The organism is Isoptericola halotolerans (genome assembly GCF_013149785.1).
In the GTDB taxonomy this organism is placed as follows: Bacteria; Actinomycetota; Actinomycetes; order Actinomycetales; family Cellulomonadaceae; genus Isoptericola; species Isoptericola halotolerans.
The window spans coordinates 1475333-1493901 of the sequence record NZ_JABEZU010000001.1; the positions used below are offsets into that span (position 1 = coordinate 1475333).

Genomic DNA, 18569 nt, shown 5'->3' on the forward strand with positions numbered 1-18569 from the left:
GGGGACGAAACGCCGTGTCACCTGCGCAGTCGTTCTCTGCCGAGGAGGCACACTGAGGACGATGACGAGCCCGGACGTCCCGCCGCTGCCACCATCGCTCGCCGACGCGGTGAACGGCTTCACACGGCACCTGGCGGCCCAGAAGGGCCACTCGGCGCACACCCGGCGTGCGTACCGCGCCGATGTCACGGGCCTGCTGCGCCATGCGATGCGTCACGGGACCACGGAGCTCGGTGCCGTCGACCTCGGTGTCCTGCGGAGCTGGCTCGGCACCCAGGCGGACCGCGGGCTGTCGCGGGCCACTCTCGCGCGACGGAGCGCCGCTGCGAGGGCGTTCCTGCGATGGGCGCACCGTGAAGGACTGATCGTCTCGGACCCGTCGGTCCGGTTGGCCAACCCGCGGGTCGCGCGCACGCTTCCGACGGTGCTCTCCGAGGATGCCGCCGCCCGCCTGCTCGACACCGCGCGCCGGCAGGTCGACGAGGCCGAGCCGGGCGGACGGGCCGTGGCGCTGCGCGTGTGGGCGGCTGCCGAGCTGCTGTACGGCTCCGGCGTCCGCGTCGGCGAGCTGGTCGCCTGCGACGTGCGCGACGTGGATGTCGGCGAGAGACTGCTCCGGGTCCTGGGCAAGGGGGGCAAGGAGCGGGTGGTGCCGTTCGGCGTGCCGGCCGCCCGTGCCGTGACGGCGTGGCTCGCCGGGGGGCGGCCCGATCTCGATCGTGCCGACTCCCCGCCGGCGCTCTTCCTGGGGGACCGGGGAGGCCGGTGGGGGCAACGCCAGGCGCGCGAGTCCGTGCACCGGCTGGCTGCCGCCGCGGGGGTGGACGACGTCGCCCCCCATGCGCTGCGCCACTCGGCCGCCACCCATCTGCTGGCGGGCGGCTCTGACCTGCGCTCGGTGCAGGAGGTGCTGGGGCACGCCGACCTCGGGACGACCCAGAGGTACACGCACGTGGACGCCGAACGTCTCCAGCAGGTGTTCCGGCAGGCCTTCCCCCGTGCCTGAGTGCGGGCCGGGGGATCAGTGTGCCGGTGACGGCAGCAGCACGACGGGTGGCGCGAGACCCAGCAGCGCCAGCGGGTCGAGGTAGGCCTCCCCGCGGCGCACGCCCCAGTGCAGGCATGTGGCCGGGGAGCAGTGCAGCACGGTGGTCTCGTCGGTGACCTCGCCCACCACGTCCCCGCGTCCGACGCGGTCGCCCACCTCCCGGTGCGCCCGGACCGGTTCGAAGGTCGAGCGGAGCTCGCCGTGGGAGACGACCAGGACCGGCTTGCCCCCGACCTGTCCTGCGAACGTCACGGTCCCTGAGGTGGGCGCTACCACCGGGGTGCCCGGGGGAGCAGCGAGGTCGACACCTCGGTGACCGGGCAGCCAGGGCCGGGCCGGGGGGTCGAAGCCGTGCACGACCGCGCCGTCGACGGGAGCGTGCCAGGCCGGGGACGGGCCGGTGTCCGGGGCGCGGCTCGCGTGGGCACCCGGGGCGACCAGGCAGACGGCGGCGAGGACGGCGAGGAGGAGTGGCACGGCCCCCGTCGTCGGACGGGGTGCCGTGCGGCGCAGGTGCGGGTGGCGGAGCATGTTCCCAGGTTCGTGGCCCTGACCGGCAGCAGCGGTGCGGTCGGTCGAGGTTGTGGACGGTGACGGTCGGTGGACGGCCCCGGAGTGTGCTGGACCACGTGCGCGACCGGTGCTGCCGACCGGGCCGGTCGGGTAGACTCCTGCGTGCGACCACCCCACCTGTCCTGATCCGGTACCCAGCGTGCCGTCCGGGACTCCCGGCGGGCGTGGTCGACATCGCGTGTCACGGACGTGTCCTCCCTGCTCTCACGGTCGGGGTCGGCACGGCTGACCGGCAGCGGTCCGTCCGCCCTTCGGCGGCGGTGCCGGCTCGGCGTGACACCAGGGGTGCCGGGCCAGATGCCCGTCACCGACAACCGAAGCACTGCGACCGCTCGCCCTGCCTGCGGTCGCCTGATGCGCTCGGGTGCCGGGAGGATCCCGGTCCCGTGCGGTGAAAGGACCTCCTCATGGCCGTCGTGACCATGCGCCAGCTCCTCGAGAGCGGTGTCCACTTCGGGCACCAGACCCGCCGTTGGAACCCGAAGATGAAGCGGTTCATCTTCACGGAGCGCAACGGTATCTACATCGTCGACCTGCAGCAGTCGCTGTCCTACATCGACCGTGCCTACGAGTTCGTCAAGGAGACGGTCGCCCACGGTGGCTCGATCCTGTTCGTCGGTACCAAGAAGCAGGCGCAGGAGCCCGTCGCCGAGCAGGCCGCCCGCGTCGGCATGCCCTACGTCAACCACCGTTGGCTCGGTGGCATGCTCACCAACTTCACCACCGTGCACAAGCGTCTCCAGCGGCTCAAGGAGCTCGAGGAGATCGACTTCGACGACGTCGCCTCCTCGTCCCTGACGAAGAAGGAGCTGCTCGTCCTGCGCCGCGAGAAGGACAAGCTCGCCCGCACCCTCGGTGGTATCCGCGACATGGCCAAGACGCCGTCGGCCGTGTGGATCGTGGACACCAACAAGGAGCACCTCGCTGTCGACGAGGCCCGCAAGCTGGGGATCCCGGTCGTGGCGATCCTCGACACGAACTGCGACCCGGACATGGTCGACTACGCGATCCCGGGCAACGACGACGCGATCCGCTCCGTCACGCTGCTCACGCGCGTGGTCGCCGACGCCGCGGCCGAGGGTCTGATGCAGCGCGCCTCCGGCAAGAAGGGCGAGACGGCCGAGGCCGAGACGGAGCCCCTGGCCGAGTGGGAGCGCGAGCTGCTCGCCGGTGCGGAGGCCGAGAAGGCGGAGGACGCCGTCGAGGCCGCCGAGCAGGCGCCGGACGCTGCGGCGACCGAGGGTGCCTCCGGCGCCGAGGAGGCCGTCGCGCCCGGTGCGGACGCAGCTCCGGCCGTCGAGGCTGCCGCTGTCGCCGAGCCCGAGGCCGAGACCGAGAAGTCCGAGTGAGTCGCGGCGGGCCGGGCGCTCCGGCGCCCGGCCCGCCGACTCATCGCTTACCGACACCAGCACGGAGGACATCCCCCATGGCGAACTACACCGCCGCTGACATCAAGGCCCTGCGCGAGCGCACCGGCGCCGGCATGCTCGACGTCAAGAAGGCGCTCGACGAGGCTGACGGCAACGCGGACAAGGCCGTCGAGATCATCCGCAAGAAGGGCCTCGCCCGCGCCGCCAAGCGTGAGGGCAACGCGGCGTCCGAGGGTCTGGTGGCCGTCAAGGTCGCCGAGGGTGACGCCGGGCAGGCCGCCACCCTGATCGAGCTCAACTCCGAGACCGACTTCGTCGCGAAGAACGACCAGTTCATCGCGCTGGCCGACGCCGTGCTCGAGGCCGTTGCCGCGGCCGGGGCGGCCGACCTCGACGCCGCGCTCGCCGCGCCGGCCGAGGGCGGCACCGTCGCGGACCTCGTCGCCGCCCAGGGCGCGACGATGGGCGAGAAGATCGTCCTGCGTCGTGTCGCACGGGTCGAGGGCCCGAAGGTCACGGCGTACCTGCACAAGACCGCCAAGGACCTGCCGCCGTCGATCGGCGTCCTCGTGGTCACCGACGCCGCCGCCGAGCCGGTGGCGAAGGACATCGCCCAGCACGTCGCCGCTATCGCGCCGAAGTTCCTGACGCGCGACGACGTGCCGGCCGACACCGTGGCCAAGGAGCGCGAGATCGCTCTGGAGACCTCGAAGAACGAGGGCAAGCCCGAGGCGGCGCTGCCCAAGATCGTCGAGGGGCGGCTGAACGGCTTCTTCAAGGAGGTCGTCCTGCTGGACCAGCCGCTGGCGAAGGACCCCAAGACGACGGTGGCCAAGCACGTCGCCTCCACCGGTGGCGAGCTGCTCGGCTTCGTCCGCTTCCGCGTCGGCAACTGACGCTTCCCGGCCCGGCCGCACCACGAGGTGCGGCCGGGCCGTCGCATGCTCGCTCACGGCAGGCACCGCAAGCGGGCGGCCGCATCCGGTGCCAGGATGCGCGAGGAGACCCAACCCGGGGAGACGTCCCGGGCGTGCACAGAGACGGACGGTGGCATGACCCAGATCGACCAGAACCAGCGTGTCCAGCGGGACGTCCCGCCGAGGGAGTCCGGTACCCGACGGGTGCTGCTGAAGCTGTCCGGGGAGACTTTCGGTGGGGGCAAGGTCGGTCTGGAGACCGGCGTCGTGCGCCGCGTCGCCCAGGAGATCGGTGATGCCGTCCGTCAGAGGGTCCAGGTCGCGATCGTCGTCGGCGGGGGCAACTTCTTCCGGGGGGCCGAGCTCTCCCGGGCCGGGCTGGACCGTGCGCGCGCCGACTACATGGGCATGCTGGGCACCGTCATGAACTGTCTGGCGCTGCAGGACTTCCTCGAGCAGGACGGTGTCAAGACCCGGGTGCAGACGGCGATCACGATGGGTCAGGTCGCCGAGCCCTACATCCCCCTCCGTGCGATCCGTCACCTGGAGAAGGGGCGCGTGGTCATCTTCGGCGCCGGGGCGGGCATGCCGTACTTCTCGACCGACACCGTCTCGGTCCAGCGGGCGCTCGAGACGCACTGCGACGAGGTGCTCATGGGCAAGAACGGCGTGGACGGCGTCTACACCGCTGATCCTCGCACCGACGCCGGTGCGGAGAAGCTCGACCACGTCACGTACACGGACGCGCTGGTGCGCGGCCTGAACGTCATGGATGCCACCGCCCTGTCGCTGTGCCGGGACAACGGCGTGCGCATGCGCGTCTTCGGGCTCGAGGAGAACGGTAACGTGACCCGTGCACTGCTCGGCGACCAGATCGGGACCTTGGTCACGACCCGCTGAGACGTCCTGACGAAGCCAGACCACATCGACAAGGAGCACCGGGTGATCGACGACACCCTCCTCGAGGCCGAGGAGAAGATGGACACGGCGATCGAGTTCGCCAAGGAGCAGTTCGCCGGCATCCGCACGGGCCGCGCGAACTCCGGGATGTTCTCCTCGATCGAGGTGGACTACTACGGGGCACCCACGCCGCTGCAGCAGCTCGCCTCTTTCAACATCCCGGACGCGCGGACCGTGCTCATCACCCCGTTCGACAAGGGGTCGATGGCTGCGATCGAGAAGGCGCTGCGCGAGTCGGACCTCGGCGTCAACCCGTCCAACGACGGCAACGCGATCCGGATCGTCATGCCCACGCTGACCGAGGAGCGGCGGCGCGACTACGTCAAGCTCGCCAAGACCAAGGCCGAGGACGCCCGCATCTCCGTGCGGGGCGTGCGACGCAAGGCCAAGGAGCAGATCGACCGGCTCGTCAAGGACGGCGACGTCGGCGAGGACGAGGGCTCGCGCGCGGAGAAGGAGCTCGAGTCGCTCACCAAGAAGCACGTCGACCTCGTGGACCAGCTCCTCGCCGGCAAGGAGAGCGAGCTGCTCGAGGTCTGATGTCACCTGTCGACGCGCAGCGCGGTCCGTCCCGCGCCGGGCGCAACCTTCCGGCGGCCATCGCGGTCGGCGTCGGTCTCCTGGTGGCGGTCGGGGCGTCGTTGTGGTTCCGGCCGGAGCCGTTCGTGGCCTTCGTCGTCGTGGCCCAGAGCGCGGCCCTGTGGGAGCTGCGGACCGCGTTCGCGCGGCGCGACGTCGCCATCCCGTTGACCCCGCTGCTCGTCGGCGGGGCAGGCATGGCGGTGTCCGCCTACGCCGCAGGTCCCGAAGCGCTCCTGGTGGCCTTCGTGCTGACGGTGGGGGCGGTCGTCGTCTGGCGGGTCCTCGACGGGTCGGGGCCGCGGGCGCTGCGCGACGCTGCGGCGGGCGTCTTCGCGGCGACGTACCTCCCGTTCCTGGCCGGGTTCGTGCTGCTGATCCTCACCGGCCCCGACGGCGAGCTGCGGGTCGTGCTCTTCGTGCTGCTCGCGGTGGCGAACGACGTCGGCGGCTACGTCGCCGGGGTGCTGTTCGGACGGCACCCGATGGCCCCGTCGGTCAGTCCCAAGAAGAGCTGGGAGGGCCTGGGCGGCTCGATCGCCCTGGCGGTCGTGGTGGGGGTGCTGGGTGCCCTGGTCGTCCTCGACGCGCCCTGGTGGGTCGGGGTCGGGCTCGGCGTGCTGACGGCGGTCACCGCGACCGCCGGGGATCTCGCCGAGTCCCTCATCAAGCGGGACCTAGACTTGAAGGACATGGGTTCGCTGCTCCCGGGCCACGGGGGCGTGCTGGACCGACTCGACTCGCTCGTGGTCACTGCACCGTTCGTGTACCTCGTCCTGCAGACGACCGTCTGAGCCCCGAAGGAACCGTCATGGCAACCCCCTCCGCTCGCACCGCGACCGAGCTCGGCGTCCCCGCCGTCCGGCCGTCCGACGAGACCCGGCCCATCCCGCTGCAGATGGCGCCCAAGCGCCGCGGCAAGCCGCCGAAGCACTTCGCCGACCTGACCCCCGAGGAGCGGGTCGCGTCCGTCGTGGAGCTGGGGGAGAAGCCCTTCCGCGCCAAGCAGCTCGCGGCGCACTACTTCACGCACTTCACCTCGGACCCTGCCGAGATGACCGACCTGCCGAAGGCGACCCGCGAGAGCCTCGCCACGACGATGTTCCCGCCGCTGATCCGCCCCACCAAGCGGATGGAGGCCGACGGCGGCACCACGGTCAAGACGCTCTGGCACCTGTTCGACGACGCCAAGGTCGAGTCCGTGCTGATGCGCTACCCGAACCGGACCACGCTGTGCGTCTCCTCGCAGGCCGGGTGCGGCATGGCGTGCCCGTTCTGCGCCACCGGGCAGCTCGGCCTGACCCGGAACCTGTCGACCGCGGAGATCCTCGAGCAGGTCCGGGCGGCGTTCCGCTCCCTGGACCGCGGGGAGATCCCCGGCGGCCCGGCACGCCTGAACAACCTGGTGTTCATGGGCATGGGCGAGCCGTTGGCCAACTACAAGGCGGTCATCGAGACCGTCCGGGCGCTCGTCGCCCCGTCGCCGCAGGGCTTGGGCATGTCGGCCCGCAACATCACCGTCTCGACGGTGGGCCTGGTCCCGGCGATGCGCCGCCTGACGGACGAGGGCATCCCGGTCACGCTGGCCCTGAGCCTGCACGCCCCGGACGACGACCTGCGCTCGGAGCTGGTGCCGATCAACACCCGGTGGAGCGTCGACGAGACCCTGGACACGGCTCGCCGGTACTTCGAGGTGACGGGCCGCCGGGTGTCGATCGAGTACGCCCTCATCAAGGACATGAACGACCACGCCTGGCGCGCGGACCTGCTGGGCGAGAAGCTCAACGCGCGCGGCAGGGGTTGGGTGCACGTGAACCCCATCCCGCTGAACCCGACCCCGGGATCCATCTGGACCGCCAGCGAGCGTTCCGTCGAGGACGAGTTCGTGGCACGATTGCGCGGGCACGGCATCCCCACCACGATCCGTGACACCCGCGGGAGCGACATCGACGGCGCCTGCGGACAGCTGGCCGCCGAGGAGGACGACGAGTGAGCAGCACGCTCTTTTCGACCGTGTCGAAGATGCGTTCCGGATACGACCCGGACGAGGTCGACGAGTTCTTCGACCACGCCCGTCAGGCGTACGAGGGGCGCACCCCTGAGCCGATGACGAACGCCGACATCGCCACGTCGACGTTCGAGCTCGTGCGGGGCGGTTACAACACCCACGAGGTCGACGCCGCGCTCGACCGGCTGGAGGGCGCCTTCATCGCTCGCCAGCGGGCCGACTTCGTCAACCAGCACGGCCAGGAGGCGTGGATGGGGGCGCTCGCCGAGCGGGCGCGCACGCTGTACGGCCGCCTCGGCCGGCCCGACGGCGCCAAGTTCGCCCCGGCGGAACGCGGTCAGCAGGGCTACGACATGGACGACGTGGATGCCCTCTGCGACCGGCTGGTGGGCTACTTCGACCGCCAGGAGCCGCTGACGGCAGCCGATGTGCGCTCGGCCACCTTCGGCCGTGCCAAGGGTGCCGACGCGTACGGTGAGGCTGCGGTCGACAGGTTCCTGGCACGCGCCATCGAGGTGTTGCTCGGCGTCGAGTAGCCCGGCCACGGCGAGCGGTGCGGGATGATGTCGCTCATGCGTTCTGTCACCCTGCTCGGGTCCACCGGTTCCATCGGCACGCAAGCCATCGACGTCGTCCGGGCCCATCCCGGCCGGTTCCGGGTCGAGGCCATCAGTGCCGGTGGCTCCGACGTGGCCCTGCTGGCCGACCAGGCCGCACTCCTCGACGTGCGCGCCGTCGCTGTCGCGGACACGGCGCGTGCGGGAGACCTGCGCGAGGCCCTCAGAGGCCGCCTCGGTGACCGGGCGCGTGACGTCGAGGTCCTGGCCGGACCGGACGCGGCCGCGCAGGTCGCCGGACGGGGCGCCGACGTGGTGCTCAACGGCATCACGGGCTCGGTCGGGCTGCGGCCCACGCTCGCGGCCCTGGAGGCGGGCTCGACGCTGGCGCTGGCGAACAAGGAGTCGCTGGTGGTGGGCGGGCCGCTGGTCAAGGCGGCGGCCGACCCGGGCCAGATCGTCCCGGTCGACTCCGAGCACTCGGCGATCGCCCAGGCCTTGCGCGGTGGCGCCCACACGGCCGACCGCAGCGAGGTCCGTCGGCTGGTGCTGACGGCCTCGGGCGGGCCGTTCCGCGGGCGCACACGCGACGAGATCGAGGGTGTCACCGCCGAGCAGGCCCTCGCGCACCCCACCTGGGCCATGGGCCCCGTGGTCACCGTGAACTCGGCGAGCCTGATGAACAAGGGCCTCGAGCTCATCGAGGCCCACCTGCTGTTCGACGTCCCCACCGACGACATCACCGTCGTCGTGCACCCGCAGTCCGTGGTGCACTCCATGGTCGAGTTCTGCGACGGCTCCACGATCGCCCAGGCCTCGCCGCCCGACATGCGCCTGCCCATCGCCCTGGGGCTGTCCTGGCCGCAGCGGTTGGACGTCGTGAGCCCGCCGTGCGACTGGACGCAGGCGGCGAGCTGGACCTTCGAGCCGCTGGACGACGCGACGTTCCCGGCCGTGGGCCTCGCCCGAGCCGCCGCCGCGGCGTCGGGCACCCACCCTGCGGTGTACAACGCCGCGAACGAGCAGGGCGTCGCCGCGTTCCTGGACGGTCGGGTCGGCTTCACGGACATCGTGGACACGGTCGCGGACGTCCTGGGCGAGCACGACGGCGTCCCCCCGGCCGCCGTCACGCTCGAGACGGTCGAGGCGGCGGAGGACTGGGCGCGGCGCCGGGCCGACGAGCTGCTCGCCCGTCGCTGACCGGTTCCCAGATTCGTCGCCTACCCTGCTGGCGTGGACATCCTTCCCGTCGTCGTCGGCATCGTCGTCATCGTTCTCGGCATCCTGGTGTCGATCGCCCTGCACGAGGTCGGTCACATGGTGCCGGCCAAGAGGTTCGGCGTGCGCGTGAGCGAGTACATGGTCGGCTTCGGACCGACGTTGTGGTCGCGGAAGCGGGGAGAGACCGAGTACGGGCTCAAGGCCATCCCGCTGGGCGGCTACGTCCGTCTGGTCGGCATGATGCCGCCGGCCCGCCCGGGGACCCGGGCCCGGGGCGGCATGTTCGGCCAGGTGATCGCCGACGCCCGGGAGGCCAGCGTCAGCGAGATCCGCCCGGGGGAGGAGCACCGCGCCTTCTACCACCTCTCGACCCCCAAGAAGCTCGTGGTGATGCTCGGCGGGCCGGTGATGAACCTCGTCATCGCGGTCGTGCTGCTGGCCGTGGTGTTCCTCGGCATCGGCATGCCGGCGGCGACGACGACGGTCGCGGACGTCGGCGAGGACTCGGCGGCGGCCGTCGCCGGGGTGCAGCCCGGCGACGAGGTCCTGGCGTTCGACGGCGCCCCGGTCGCGGAGTGGTCGCAGCTGGTCGGCATGGTCAACGACCGCGCCGACGAGGAGGTGCCGCTGACGGTGCTGCGCGACGGCGAGGAGATCACCCTGACAGTCATGCCGACCCCGGCGGAGCGACCGCTCACCGACGACGAGGGCTACGCCGTGACCGGGGACGACGGCGAGCCGGTGATGGTCGACGGCGCCCTGCTGGGCGTGTCGTCCAGCGTGGAGCGTCAGCCGCTGCCCGCCTCCAGCGTGCCCGAGGCGGTGTGGATGCAGACCGCCGGCACCGCGCACGCGATCGCCACCCTGCCGGTACGGATCTACGACGCGGCCTACCAGGCGTTCTCCGCCGAGCCGCGCGCCCAGGACTCGGTGATGTCCGTGGTCGGTGTCGGCCGGGTCGCCGTCGACTACGCGGGCGCCGAGGACTACACGGTCCTGGCCCGTGTCCAGCTCATGCTCATGCTGCTGGCGGCGCTCAACATCGCGCTGTTCATGTTCAACCTCATCCCTCTGCTGCCGCTCGACGGCGGCCACGTGGTCAACGCGCTGTACGAGGGCGGGCGCAGGACGCTGGCGCGGGTGCGCGGGCGGGCGCTGCCCGGACCGGCGGACGTCGCGAGGATGATGCCGGTGGCCTACGTCGTGTTCGTCGTGCTCATCGGTGTGGGGGCGGTGCTCATGGTCGCCGACATCGTGGATCCCGTCCGGCTGCTGTGAAGGTCGTGTGAGCGGTCGCCCCCGGCGGGGTGAGGTGCGTCTCCGGCGTGCGCAGCACCCCTCGGGGCGCGCGATACTGGTCACGTGACTGCAGTGAACCTCGGAATCCCGGCCGCCCCCCCTCCCGTGCTGGCCCCGCGCAGGAAGACGCGCAAGATCCGGGTCGGTGACGTGTATGTCGGTGGCGACGCGCCCGTGAGCGTCCAGTCGATGACCACGACGAAGACGACGGACATCAACGGCACGCTCCAGCAGATCGCCGAGCTCACGGCGTCCGGGTGCGACATCGTGCGCGTCGCCTGCCCGACGCAGGACGACGCCGATGCGCTGCCGATCATCGCCAAGAAGTCCCAGATCCCGGTGATCGCGGACATCCACTTCCAGCCGAAGTACGTGTTCGCCGCGATCGAGGCGGGGTGTGCCGCGGTTCGCGTCAACCCCGGCAACATCAAGAGGTTCGACGACCAGGTCAAGGAGATCGCCCAGGCGGCCAAGGACCACGGCACGTCGCTGCGCATCGGGGTCAACGCCGGCTCGCTCGACAAGAGGCTGCTCGCCAAGTACGGCAAGCCCACGCCCGAGGCGTTGGTCGAGTCGGCGGTGTGGGAGGCGAGCCTCTTCGAGGAGCACGACTTCCACGACTTCAAGATCTCGGTCAAGCACAACGACCCCGTCGTCATGGTCCGGGCCTACGAGCTCCTCTCGCAGCGCGGCGACTGGCCCCTGCACCTGGGGGTGACGGAGGCGGGACCGGCGTTCCAGGGCACGATCAAGTCCGCCACGGCGTTCGGCGCGCTGCTGAGCCAGGGCATCGGGGACACGATCCGGGTCTCGCTCTCCGCCCCGCCGGTGGAGGAGGTCAAGGTCGGGCTGCAGATCCTGCAGTCGCTCAACCTGCGCGAGCGCAAGCTGGAGATCGTGTCGTGCCCCTCCTGCGGCCGTGCCCAGGTCGACGTCTACACGCTGGCCGAGAAGGTCACCGCGGGTCTCGAGGGCATGGAGGTCCCGCTGCGCGTCGCCGTCATGGGCTGTGTCGTCAACGGCCCGGGCGAGGCGCGCGAGGCGGACCTCGGTGTCGCCTCCGGCAACGGCAAGGGACAGATCTTCGTCAAGGGCGAGGTCATCAAGACCGTCCCGGAGGCCATGATCGTCGAGACGCTCATCGAGGAGGCCATGCGCATCGCCGAGTCGATGCCGGCCCCGGAGAACGACGCGCAGGCCGGCGCACCGGTCGTGTCGGTGTCCTGAGGCGCGCCGAGGACTTCACGAGGAGGCGGGGCGATGGGCTGGCGACCGGCGCTGCGGGACGTAGGACCGTCGTCCTCCGCCGCGCGCCGCGTGCCCGCCGCCCGCGTCCTGGGGCCGGCGGACCTGGCCGACGCGAGGCAGGTGTGCGCAGCCGACCCGGTCGCCTCGGTGCTGGCCGCAGCCCGGGTCGACGTCGCGATCCGTGCGGGCCTCGCCGCGGCGGGTGGCGAGCTGTGGGGCTACCCCGCGTCCGGGCCGCCGGTCGCCGTGTGCTGGGCGGGGGCGAACCTGGTCCCGGTCGTGCCGGCGGGCCTCGGGCGCGAGGGTGTCACGGAGGCGGTGGACGCGTTCGCCGCGACGGCCAGGGCGCAAGGACGACGCTCCAGCTCGATCGTGGGCGAGCGCGACGTCGTCCGGCGGTTGTGGGAGCTGTTGTCGCGCACGTGGCCCCCACCGCGGGAGGTGCGGGCCGACCAGCCGTCGCTGGTGATCGACCACGACCCCGACGTCGAGCCGGACCCGTGGGTGCGCAGGTCACGGACCGCCGAGATCGACCTGGTGCTGCCGGCCTGCGTGCGGATGTTCACCGAGGAGGTCGGCTACTCGCCGGTCGCCGGTGGAGGAGGCGCCTACGCCGCCCGGGTGCGGTCGTTGATCGCCGAGGGACGCTCGTACGTCCGGGTCGCGCCGGACCCCGACGACGGCGGCGCCTCGGTGGCCTTCAAGGCCGAGCTCGGCGCGGTCGCGGGAGGCGTCGCCCAGGTGCAAGGTGTCTGGGTCGACCCCCGCCGCCGGGGCGAGGGGCTGTCGGTGTCGGGGATGGCCGCCGTCGTCGCACTGACACGGCGCGACGTCGCCCCGACGGTGTCGTTGTACGTCAACGGGTACAACGCCCCGGCCCTGGCCGCGTACCGGCACGTCGGGTTCGAGCGGGTCGGCACCTTCTCCACGGTGCTGTTCTGAGCGCCGCGGTCCTGCTCACGCCTGGTCAGCGCAGGAACTTCGACGTGCGTCGGTCGGCCAGCGCCTGCCCGCCGGTCTGGCACGTCGCGCAGTACTGCAGGGAGCTGTCAGCGAAGCTCACCTCGCGCACGGTGTCCCCGCACACGGGGCAGGTCTCGCCGGTGCGGCCGTGCACACGCATCGCGGTGCGCTTGGCGTCCTTGAGCTGCTCGGCGGGCCGGCCCACCGACGCGGCGACGGCAGCGCGCAGGGTCTCGACGACCGTGACGTGCAGGGCGGCGACGTCGTCGTCGGTGAGCGACCGGGTGAGCCGGAAGGGCGACATGCCGGCCGCGTGCAGGATCTCGTCCGAGTAGGCGTTGCCGATCCCTGCGATCGCGTGCTGGTCGCGCAGCAGCCCCTTGACCTGCTGGTTGCGGGCGTTCAGCAGGTCCTCGAGCGCCTCCGGGGTGAACTGCGCGGACAGCGGCTCGATCCCGAGGGTGCGCACCTGCTCGACCTCCTGCGGGTCGCGGACGACGTGCACCGCGAGGCGCTTGCGGGTGCCTGCCTCGGTGAGGTCGATGCCCGACCCGTCGTCGAGGCGCAGGCGGAGCGCCAGCGCCGCGCCTCTCGACGAGCCTCCGAGGCGGGGACGCACGGGTGTGGTCGGGGCGGTCTCGTGCCAGCGCACCCAACCGCCGCGTGCCAGGTGGAAGACGAGGTGCAGGGCGCCGGGCTCCGACGCCCGCGGGTCCGGCGCGACGGCGAGGTCCAGCCACTTGCCGTGCCGGACGGCGCCGTCGACCGTCCCACCGACGAGAGCGGTGACCGGCGGGTGGTGGGTCTTGAGCGCCGCGATCGCCGCGACGTCGGCGGACACGACGGTTCGTCCGGTCGTCCGTTCGTCGAGGAACCGGGCGAGCGCCTCGACCTCGGGCAGCTCGGGCATGCACCCAGTGTCGCCGAAGCACCCGGTGCGCGCCGCTAGGCTGGGCGCATGTCGATCGCGTCCCCCCGCAGCGCCGCCCGTCGTGGTGACCTGCTGAGGCTCTCCTCCTTGTTCGTCCGTACACTGCGCGAGGACCCGGTTGACGCCGAGGTCGCCAGCCACCGGCTGCTCGTGCGGGCCGGCTACATCCGCCGTGCGGCTCCGGGGGTCTACTCCTGGCTGCCCCTGGGGCTGCGGGTCCTGGCGAAGGTCGAGGCCGTCGTCCGCGAGGAGATGAACGCCATCGGCGCCCAGGAGGTCCACTTCCCGGCGCTGCTGCCGCGCGAGCCCTACGAGGCGACCGGACGCTGGAGCGAGTACGGCCCGAACCTCTTCCGGCTCCAGGACCGCAAGCAGGCGGACTACCTGCTCGCCCCGACGCACGAGGAGATGTTCACGCTCCTGGTCAAGGACCTGTACTCCTCGTACAAGGACCTCCCGCTGGCCCTGTACCAGGTCCAGACGAAGTACCGCGACGAGGCGCGCCCGCGCGCCGGCCTGATCCGCGGCCGTGAGTTCATCATGAAGGACGCCTACTCCTTCGACATCGACGACGAGGGCCTGGCGCAGGCGTACGAGCGCCAGCGCGGCGCCTACCAGCGGATCTTCGAGCGGCTCGGCCTGGACTTCGTCATCGTCTCGGCGACCTCGGGGGCCATGGGCGGGTCGCGCTCGGAGGAGTTCCTGTCGCCGTCGCCGATCGGTGAGGACACGTTCGTGCGGTCCGCCGGCGGCTACGCGGCGAACGTCGAGGCCGTGGTCACGACGGTGCCGGACCCCGTGCCCTCCGACGACGCCCCGGCGGCGCACGTCGAGGACACACCGGACACGCCGACCATCGCCACGCTGGTGGACGTCGCCAACTCCGCGCACGCGCGGCCGGACCGGGCCTGGACGGCCGCCGACACGCTCAAGAACGTCGTGCTCGCCGTGAGGCAGCCCGACGGGTCGCGCGAGCTGTTGGTCGTCGGCCTGCCGGGGGACCGTGAGGTCGACGTCAAGCGGCTCGAGGCCGCCCTCGCGCCCGCCGAGGCGGAGCCCGCCACCGACGCCGACTTCGCGGCCCATCCCGAGCTGGTCAAGGGCTACATCGGCCCGGGCGTGCTCGGACCTCAGGGCAAGCAGCTGATCGACGCGGAGACCGGCGAGCCGCGTTCCGCGATCCGGTACCTGCTCGACCCGCGTGTGGTGGCGGGGACCCGGTGGATCACCGGGGCCGACGCACCCGGCAAGCACGTCTTCGACCTCGTCGCGGAGCGCGACTTCACCGCCGACGGCACCATCGAGGCCGCCGAGGTCCGGGCGGGCGACCCTGCTCCGGACGGCTCCGGGCCGCTCGAGCTGGCCCGTGGCATCGAGATCGGCCACATCTTCCAGCTCGGCCGCAAGTACGCCGAGGCGCTCGACCTCAAGGTCCTCGACCCGAACGGCAAGCAGACGGTCGTCACGATGGGCTCGTACGGGATCGGCGTCACCCGGGTGCTCGCCGCGCTCGCCGAGGCTCACCACGACGATCGCGGCCTGGCCTGGCCCGCGCACGTCGCCCCGGCCCACGTGCACGTGGTCGCGACGGGCAAGGGCGCCGAGGTGTTCGACGCCGCCGCCGACATCGCCGAGGGCCTGGCCGACCGGGGGGTCGAGGTCATCTACGACGACCGGCCCAAGGTGTCGCCCGGCGTGAAGTTCAAGGACGCCGAGCTGTTCGGCGTGCCGCTGCTCGTCGTCGTGGGCCGCGGGCTGGCAGACGGCGTGGTGGAGGTGCGCCCGCGGGCCGGTGACGCGGTGCAGGTGGCGGTGGCCGAGGCCGTGACGACGGTCGTCGACCGGGTCGAGGAGATGCTGTCCCGGAACGGGTGACGGCACCGGCCCAGGACTGGCGTCAGTCCTGCTGCTCGGGCAGGCCGGGGAACGGTACGGGGTCGGCGCCCCAGTCGTCGAGGACGACGGCGGACTCCACGAGGAGGTCGACCAGGATCGCCCGCGTGCTCGGGGCCGTCGTCCCGATCAAGGTGGCGTAGCCGGTGGCCAGGTCGTTCTCGACCGCCCGCACCAGGGCGGCGTCGCCGGGTTCGCGCGGCACGGCGTAGGCGACCTGGCGTGGGTCCTGGTCGGTGCGGCTGGTCCCGGCGACGTCCGCCCACGCCTGCGCGCGGGCGGTGTGCTGGTCGGCCCGGTCGGCCAGGCGCTCCCGCTCGTCACCGGACGTCAGCGCGGCGCGGAGCCGCAGCGCGTAGCCGGCGGAGTCCTCGGACTCGACGAGCGTGCGCAGGTCGCTCGCCGTGAGCCCGCGAGGCACCACCGCCGGCTCGTCGGAGTCGGGCACGGTGCTCGAGATCCCGTCCGGTGCCACGTCCTCGGAGGGCTCGTCCGAGGGCTCGACCTCGGCCGGCGCGGCGAGCAGCGACAGGGCCGAGGCGGCGTCGTCCGAGGGCTCGGCCGCGCTGTCGTCCTCCTCCTCGTCGCCCGGGGCGATCTCGGCCGGCCGGGGGACGACCGGGACGACCGGGGGCGGCAGGTCACCGTCGACGTACTCCACGACGCGACGCGCCGAGACGGCCTGTGCGGCACCGACGGAGGCCAGGAGCCGGGCGAGCGGACCGTCGCCGGTCGTACCGGCGGCGGTGCGGCTGCGGCCGGAGGCGTCCACGAGCGCGTCGACCACGTCCTGCAGGCTCGTCCGCTCCTCGTCCGCGGAGGTCTCCGGGGACGACTCGGGAGAGCCTTCCGGCTCCAGCCCGGAGTCGTACTCGCCGCCGAGCTCGTCGGCCTGCTCGCGTGACTCGGTGGCGACCCGCTCGAGCTCGGCCGTGAGCCTCGGCCGGCGACCGTCGAGCCGGTCGATCGCGACCTCCGCCAGCTCGGCGACGTAGAGGGCGTCGGAGACCGCTGTCCTGCGCACGATCTCGATGGTGTCGGGGACGGGCTCCCCCGGCGGGGGCGTCTCGAGCCGCAGCCCGCAACCCGACAGCACGACGGCGACGACCAGGCCGACGACGGCGACCCGGCCACGACGTCGGGTCGCCGGGGCTGGGGTGGGGTGCGGTTCCATCGTGCCTGATCTTGCCACGTCGCGATGTGACGTTCCTCCACCTGGTGGCGCGGGTCGTTCGGCACGCGTGCCCTGCGGCGTTCGTTAGGCTGGACGACGCACGACGTACAACGACACACCGGCCGCGGGACGTCCCGGCGCGGGAGAACCCACGGGAGGCATCCATGGCAGCAGAGCGGAGCCATACCTCGGACGATCGTGTCCGGTCGGTGGTGGGCCCGGTCGTCGATTCCGCCGGGCTGTACCTCGAGGACGCACGCGTGGTGCGGGCGGGAAACCGGTCCGTGGTGCGGATCACGATCGACCTGACGCAGGACGAGCTCGGGAGCCTGGACTCGGACCGGCTCGGGGACGCCTCGCGCGCGATCTCGGCCGCCCTCGACGAGGCCGACGTCGTCCGGGGCCAGTACACGCTCGAGGTGTCGACGCCCGGCGCCTCGCGCCCGTTGACGGAGCCTCGCCACTTCCGCCGCGCGCGGACGCGCCGGGTCGTCCTGACGCTGGTCGACGGCGGTGCGGCGTCGGGCCGGCTGCGCGACGTGGTCGGCGCGGCGGGCGACGAGGAGCTGGTGCTCGACGACGGGACGCACATCGCGCTCGCGCAGGTGCGCCGGGGCAAGGTCGAGGTCGAGCTGAAGCGGCTCGAGGACGAAGATGCGGGCGCCGCCCGCGACGGTGAGGAGGGCTGACGATGGACATCGACATGAGTGCGCTGAGACTTCTGGAGCGCGAGAGGGAGATCAGCCTGGACGTCCTGGTCGGGGCCATCGAGGAGGCGCTCCTGTCCGCCTACCACCGGACGCCGGACGCCTATCAGAACGCCCGGGTCGAGCTCGACCGGCGTTCCGGACACGTCACGGTCCACGCCCGCGAGGCGATCCGCACCCCGGACCCCGAAGATCCCGAGGGACGCGACCTCGTCGAGCTCGGACCGGAGTTCGACCACACACCGGCGAACTTCGGCCGCATCGCGACCGCCACGGCGCGCCAGGTCATCGTCCAGCGACTGCGTGACGCCGAGGACGACCAGGTCCTGGGCATGTTCCGCGGCAAGGAGGGCGAGGTGCTCGCGGGCGTGATCCAGCAGGGCCGCGACCCCCGGGTCGTCCTCGTCGACGTCGGCGGTACCGAGGCCGTGCTGCCGCCGCACGAGCAGGTGCCGGGTGAGGACTACACCCACGGCGAGCGCCTGCGCGGCTACGTGGTGGAGGTCTCACGGGGGATGAAGGGCGCTCAGGTCACCCTGAGCCGCACGCATCCCGGGCTGGTGCGCAAGCTGTTCGAGCTCGAGGTCCCGGAGGTCGCCGACGGGTCGGTGGAGATCACCGCCGTGGCGCGCGAGGCCGGGCACCGCACGAAGGTCGCGGTGCGTTCGAAGGTCAGCGGGCTCAACGCGAAGGGTGCCTGCATCGGTCCGATGGGTTCGCGTGTCCGTGCCGTGATGGCTGAGCTGCACGGCGAGAAGATCGATCTGGTCGACCACAGCGACGACCCGGCCCGCTTCGTGGCCAACGCCCTGTCGCCTGCTCGTGTGAGCTCGGTCACGGTCGTGGACGCCGACGCCCGGGCGGCGCGTGCCGTCGTCCCGGACTACCAGCTGTCGCTCGCGATCGGCAAGGAAGGGCAGAACGCCCGCCTTGCGGCCAAGCTCACCGGGTGGCGGATCGACATCCGCTCGGACGAGGAGTCGACGGGGTCGGGCGCCGAGGGTGCGCCGGACGAGGACGCCTGAGCTGGTCGAGAGCCGTGAGCAGTCACGTTAGACTGGCCAGGACCGGGTCACGCGACCAGGGTCCGACGCGCCCGCACCATTCCACGCCCACGTCGG

18 protein-coding genes are annotated in these 18569 nt (G+C 72.3%); 15 read left to right on the forward strand and 3 right to left on the reverse strand.

Annotation, left to right across the window (positions count from 1 at the left end; genetic code table 11):
* The first annotated feature begins 61 nt into the window (after nucleotides 1-61).
* Nucleotides 62-1006 (forward strand): tyrosine-type recombinase/integrase, encoded by a 945-nt coding sequence (locus HDG69_RS06995; protein WP_171782958.1) that lies wholly within the window; start codon nucleotides 62-64, stop codon nucleotides 1004-1006.
* A gap of 15 nt (nucleotides 1007-1021) precedes the next feature.
* Here HDG69_RS06995 and HDG69_RS07000 read toward each other — a convergent pair whose 3' ends face one another.
* Nucleotides 1022-1525: a M23 family metallopeptidase gene (locus HDG69_RS07000; RefSeq protein ID WP_343036295.1), complete on the reverse strand. Its 504-nt coding sequence runs from the start codon at nucleotides 1523-1525 to the stop codon at nucleotides 1022-1024.
* A 503-nt stretch (nucleotides 1526-2028) separates the two neighbouring features.
* On the opposite strand from HDG69_RS07000, the gene rpsB reads away from it, so the two are divergent.
* The 11 genes from rpsB to HDG69_RS07055 all read left to right on the forward strand — a co-directional run bounded on the left by rpsB (nucleotide 2029) and on the right by HDG69_RS07055 (nucleotide 12722).
* Nucleotides 2029-2970, forward strand: coding sequence for a 30S ribosomal protein S2 (rpsB, locus tag HDG69_RS07005; RefSeq protein WP_171782960.1), 942 nt, complete (start codon nucleotides 2029-2031; stop codon nucleotides 2968-2970).
* Nucleotides 2971-3047: 77 nt separating this feature from the next.
* Nucleotides 3048-3887: a translation elongation factor Ts gene (gene tsf, locus HDG69_RS07010; protein ID WP_171782961.1), complete on the forward strand. Its 840-nt coding sequence runs from the start codon at nucleotides 3048-3050 to the stop codon at nucleotides 3885-3887.
* 156 nt (nucleotides 3888-4043) lie between these two features.
* Nucleotides 4044-4808, forward strand: coding sequence for a UMP kinase (pyrH, locus tag HDG69_RS07015; protein ID WP_216645170.1), 765 nt, complete (start codon nucleotides 4044-4046; stop codon nucleotides 4806-4808).
* Between the two features lie 42 nt (nucleotides 4809-4850).
* The gene (frr, locus tag HDG69_RS07020) at nucleotides 4851-5408 is read left to right on the forward strand and encodes a ribosome recycling factor (protein WP_171782962.1); all 558 of its coding nucleotides are present in this window, start codon (nucleotides 4851-4853) and stop codon (nucleotides 5406-5408) included.
* Nucleotides 5408-6241: a phosphatidate cytidylyltransferase gene (locus HDG69_RS07025; RefSeq protein ID WP_171782963.1), complete on the forward strand. Its 834-nt coding sequence runs from the start codon at nucleotides 5408-5410 to the stop codon at nucleotides 6239-6241. Before frr ends, HDG69_RS07025 begins: the two co-directional genes overlap by 1 nt.
* Nucleotides 6242-6258: 17 nt before the next feature.
* Nucleotides 6259-7440, forward strand: coding sequence for a dual-specificity RNA methyltransferase RlmN (gene rlmN / locus HDG69_RS07030; RefSeq protein WP_171782964.1), 1182 nt, complete (start codon nucleotides 6259-6261; stop codon nucleotides 7438-7440).
* A complete protein-coding gene (locus tag HDG69_RS07035) occupies nucleotides 7437-7991 on the forward strand; it encodes a DivIVA domain-containing protein (RefSeq protein ID WP_171782965.1) in 555 nt (184 codons plus the stop codon). Before rlmN ends, HDG69_RS07035 begins: the two co-directional genes overlap by 4 nt.
* A gap of 36 nt (nucleotides 7992-8027) precedes the next feature.
* The gene (gene dxr / locus HDG69_RS07040; RefSeq protein WP_425484014.1) at nucleotides 8028-9212 is read left to right on the forward strand and encodes a 1-deoxy-D-xylulose-5-phosphate reductoisomerase; all 1185 of its coding nucleotides are present in this window, start codon (nucleotides 8028-8030) and stop codon (nucleotides 9210-9212) included.
* A 33-nt stretch (nucleotides 9213-9245) separates the two neighbouring features.
* Complete coding sequence (locus tag HDG69_RS07045; RefSeq protein WP_171782966.1) at nucleotides 9246-10511, forward strand: site-2 protease family protein; 1266 nt, start codon at nucleotides 9246-9248, stop codon at nucleotides 10509-10511.
* An 84-nt stretch (nucleotides 10512-10595) separates the two neighbouring features.
* A complete protein-coding gene (ispG, locus tag HDG69_RS07050; protein WP_171782967.1) occupies nucleotides 10596-11759 on the forward strand; it encodes a flavodoxin-dependent (E)-4-hydroxy-3-methylbut-2-enyl-diphosphate synthase in 1164 nt (387 codons plus the stop codon).
* A 33-nt stretch (nucleotides 11760-11792) separates the two neighbouring features.
* Nucleotides 11793-12722: a GNAT family N-acetyltransferase gene (locus tag HDG69_RS07055; RefSeq protein WP_171782968.1), complete on the forward strand. Its 930-nt coding sequence runs from the start codon at nucleotides 11793-11795 to the stop codon at nucleotides 12720-12722.
* Nucleotides 12723-12747: 25 nt separating this feature from the next.
* Here HDG69_RS07055 and HDG69_RS07060 read toward each other — a convergent pair whose 3' ends face one another.
* A complete protein-coding gene (locus HDG69_RS07060) occupies nucleotides 12748-13653 on the reverse strand; it encodes an Fpg/Nei family DNA glycosylase (RefSeq protein WP_171782969.1) in 906 nt (301 codons plus the stop codon).
* A gap of 48 nt (nucleotides 13654-13701) precedes the next feature.
* On the opposite strand from HDG69_RS07060, the gene HDG69_RS07065 reads away from it, so the two are divergent.
* Nucleotides 13702-15549, forward strand: a complete 1848-nt coding sequence (locus tag HDG69_RS07065) for a proline--tRNA ligase (RefSeq protein WP_171782970.1) — start codon at nucleotides 13702-13704, stop codon at nucleotides 15547-15549.
* A 22-nt stretch (nucleotides 15550-15571) separates the two neighbouring features.
* On the opposite strand, the gene HDG69_RS07070 is transcribed toward HDG69_RS07065, so the two are convergent.
* On the reverse strand, nucleotides 15572-16741 hold the full coding sequence (locus tag HDG69_RS07070; protein WP_171782971.1) for a DUF4439 domain-containing protein: 1170 nt from the start codon (nucleotides 16739-16741) through the stop codon (nucleotides 15572-15574).
* A 164-nt stretch (nucleotides 16742-16905) separates the two neighbouring features.
* Here HDG69_RS07070 and HDG69_RS07075 point away from each other — a divergent pair, with 164 nt between their 5' ends.
* On the forward strand, nucleotides 16906-17430 hold the full coding sequence (locus HDG69_RS07075; RefSeq protein ID WP_171782972.1) for an LSm family protein: 525 nt from the start codon (nucleotides 16906-16908) through the stop codon (nucleotides 17428-17430).
* A gap of 2 nt (nucleotides 17431-17432) precedes the next feature.
* The gene (gene nusA, locus HDG69_RS07080; RefSeq protein WP_171782973.1) at nucleotides 17433-18473 is read left to right on the forward strand and encodes a transcription termination factor NusA; all 1041 of its coding nucleotides are present in this window, start codon (nucleotides 17433-17435) and stop codon (nucleotides 18471-18473) included.
* The last annotated feature ends 96 nt before the right edge of the window (nucleotides 18474-18569 follow it).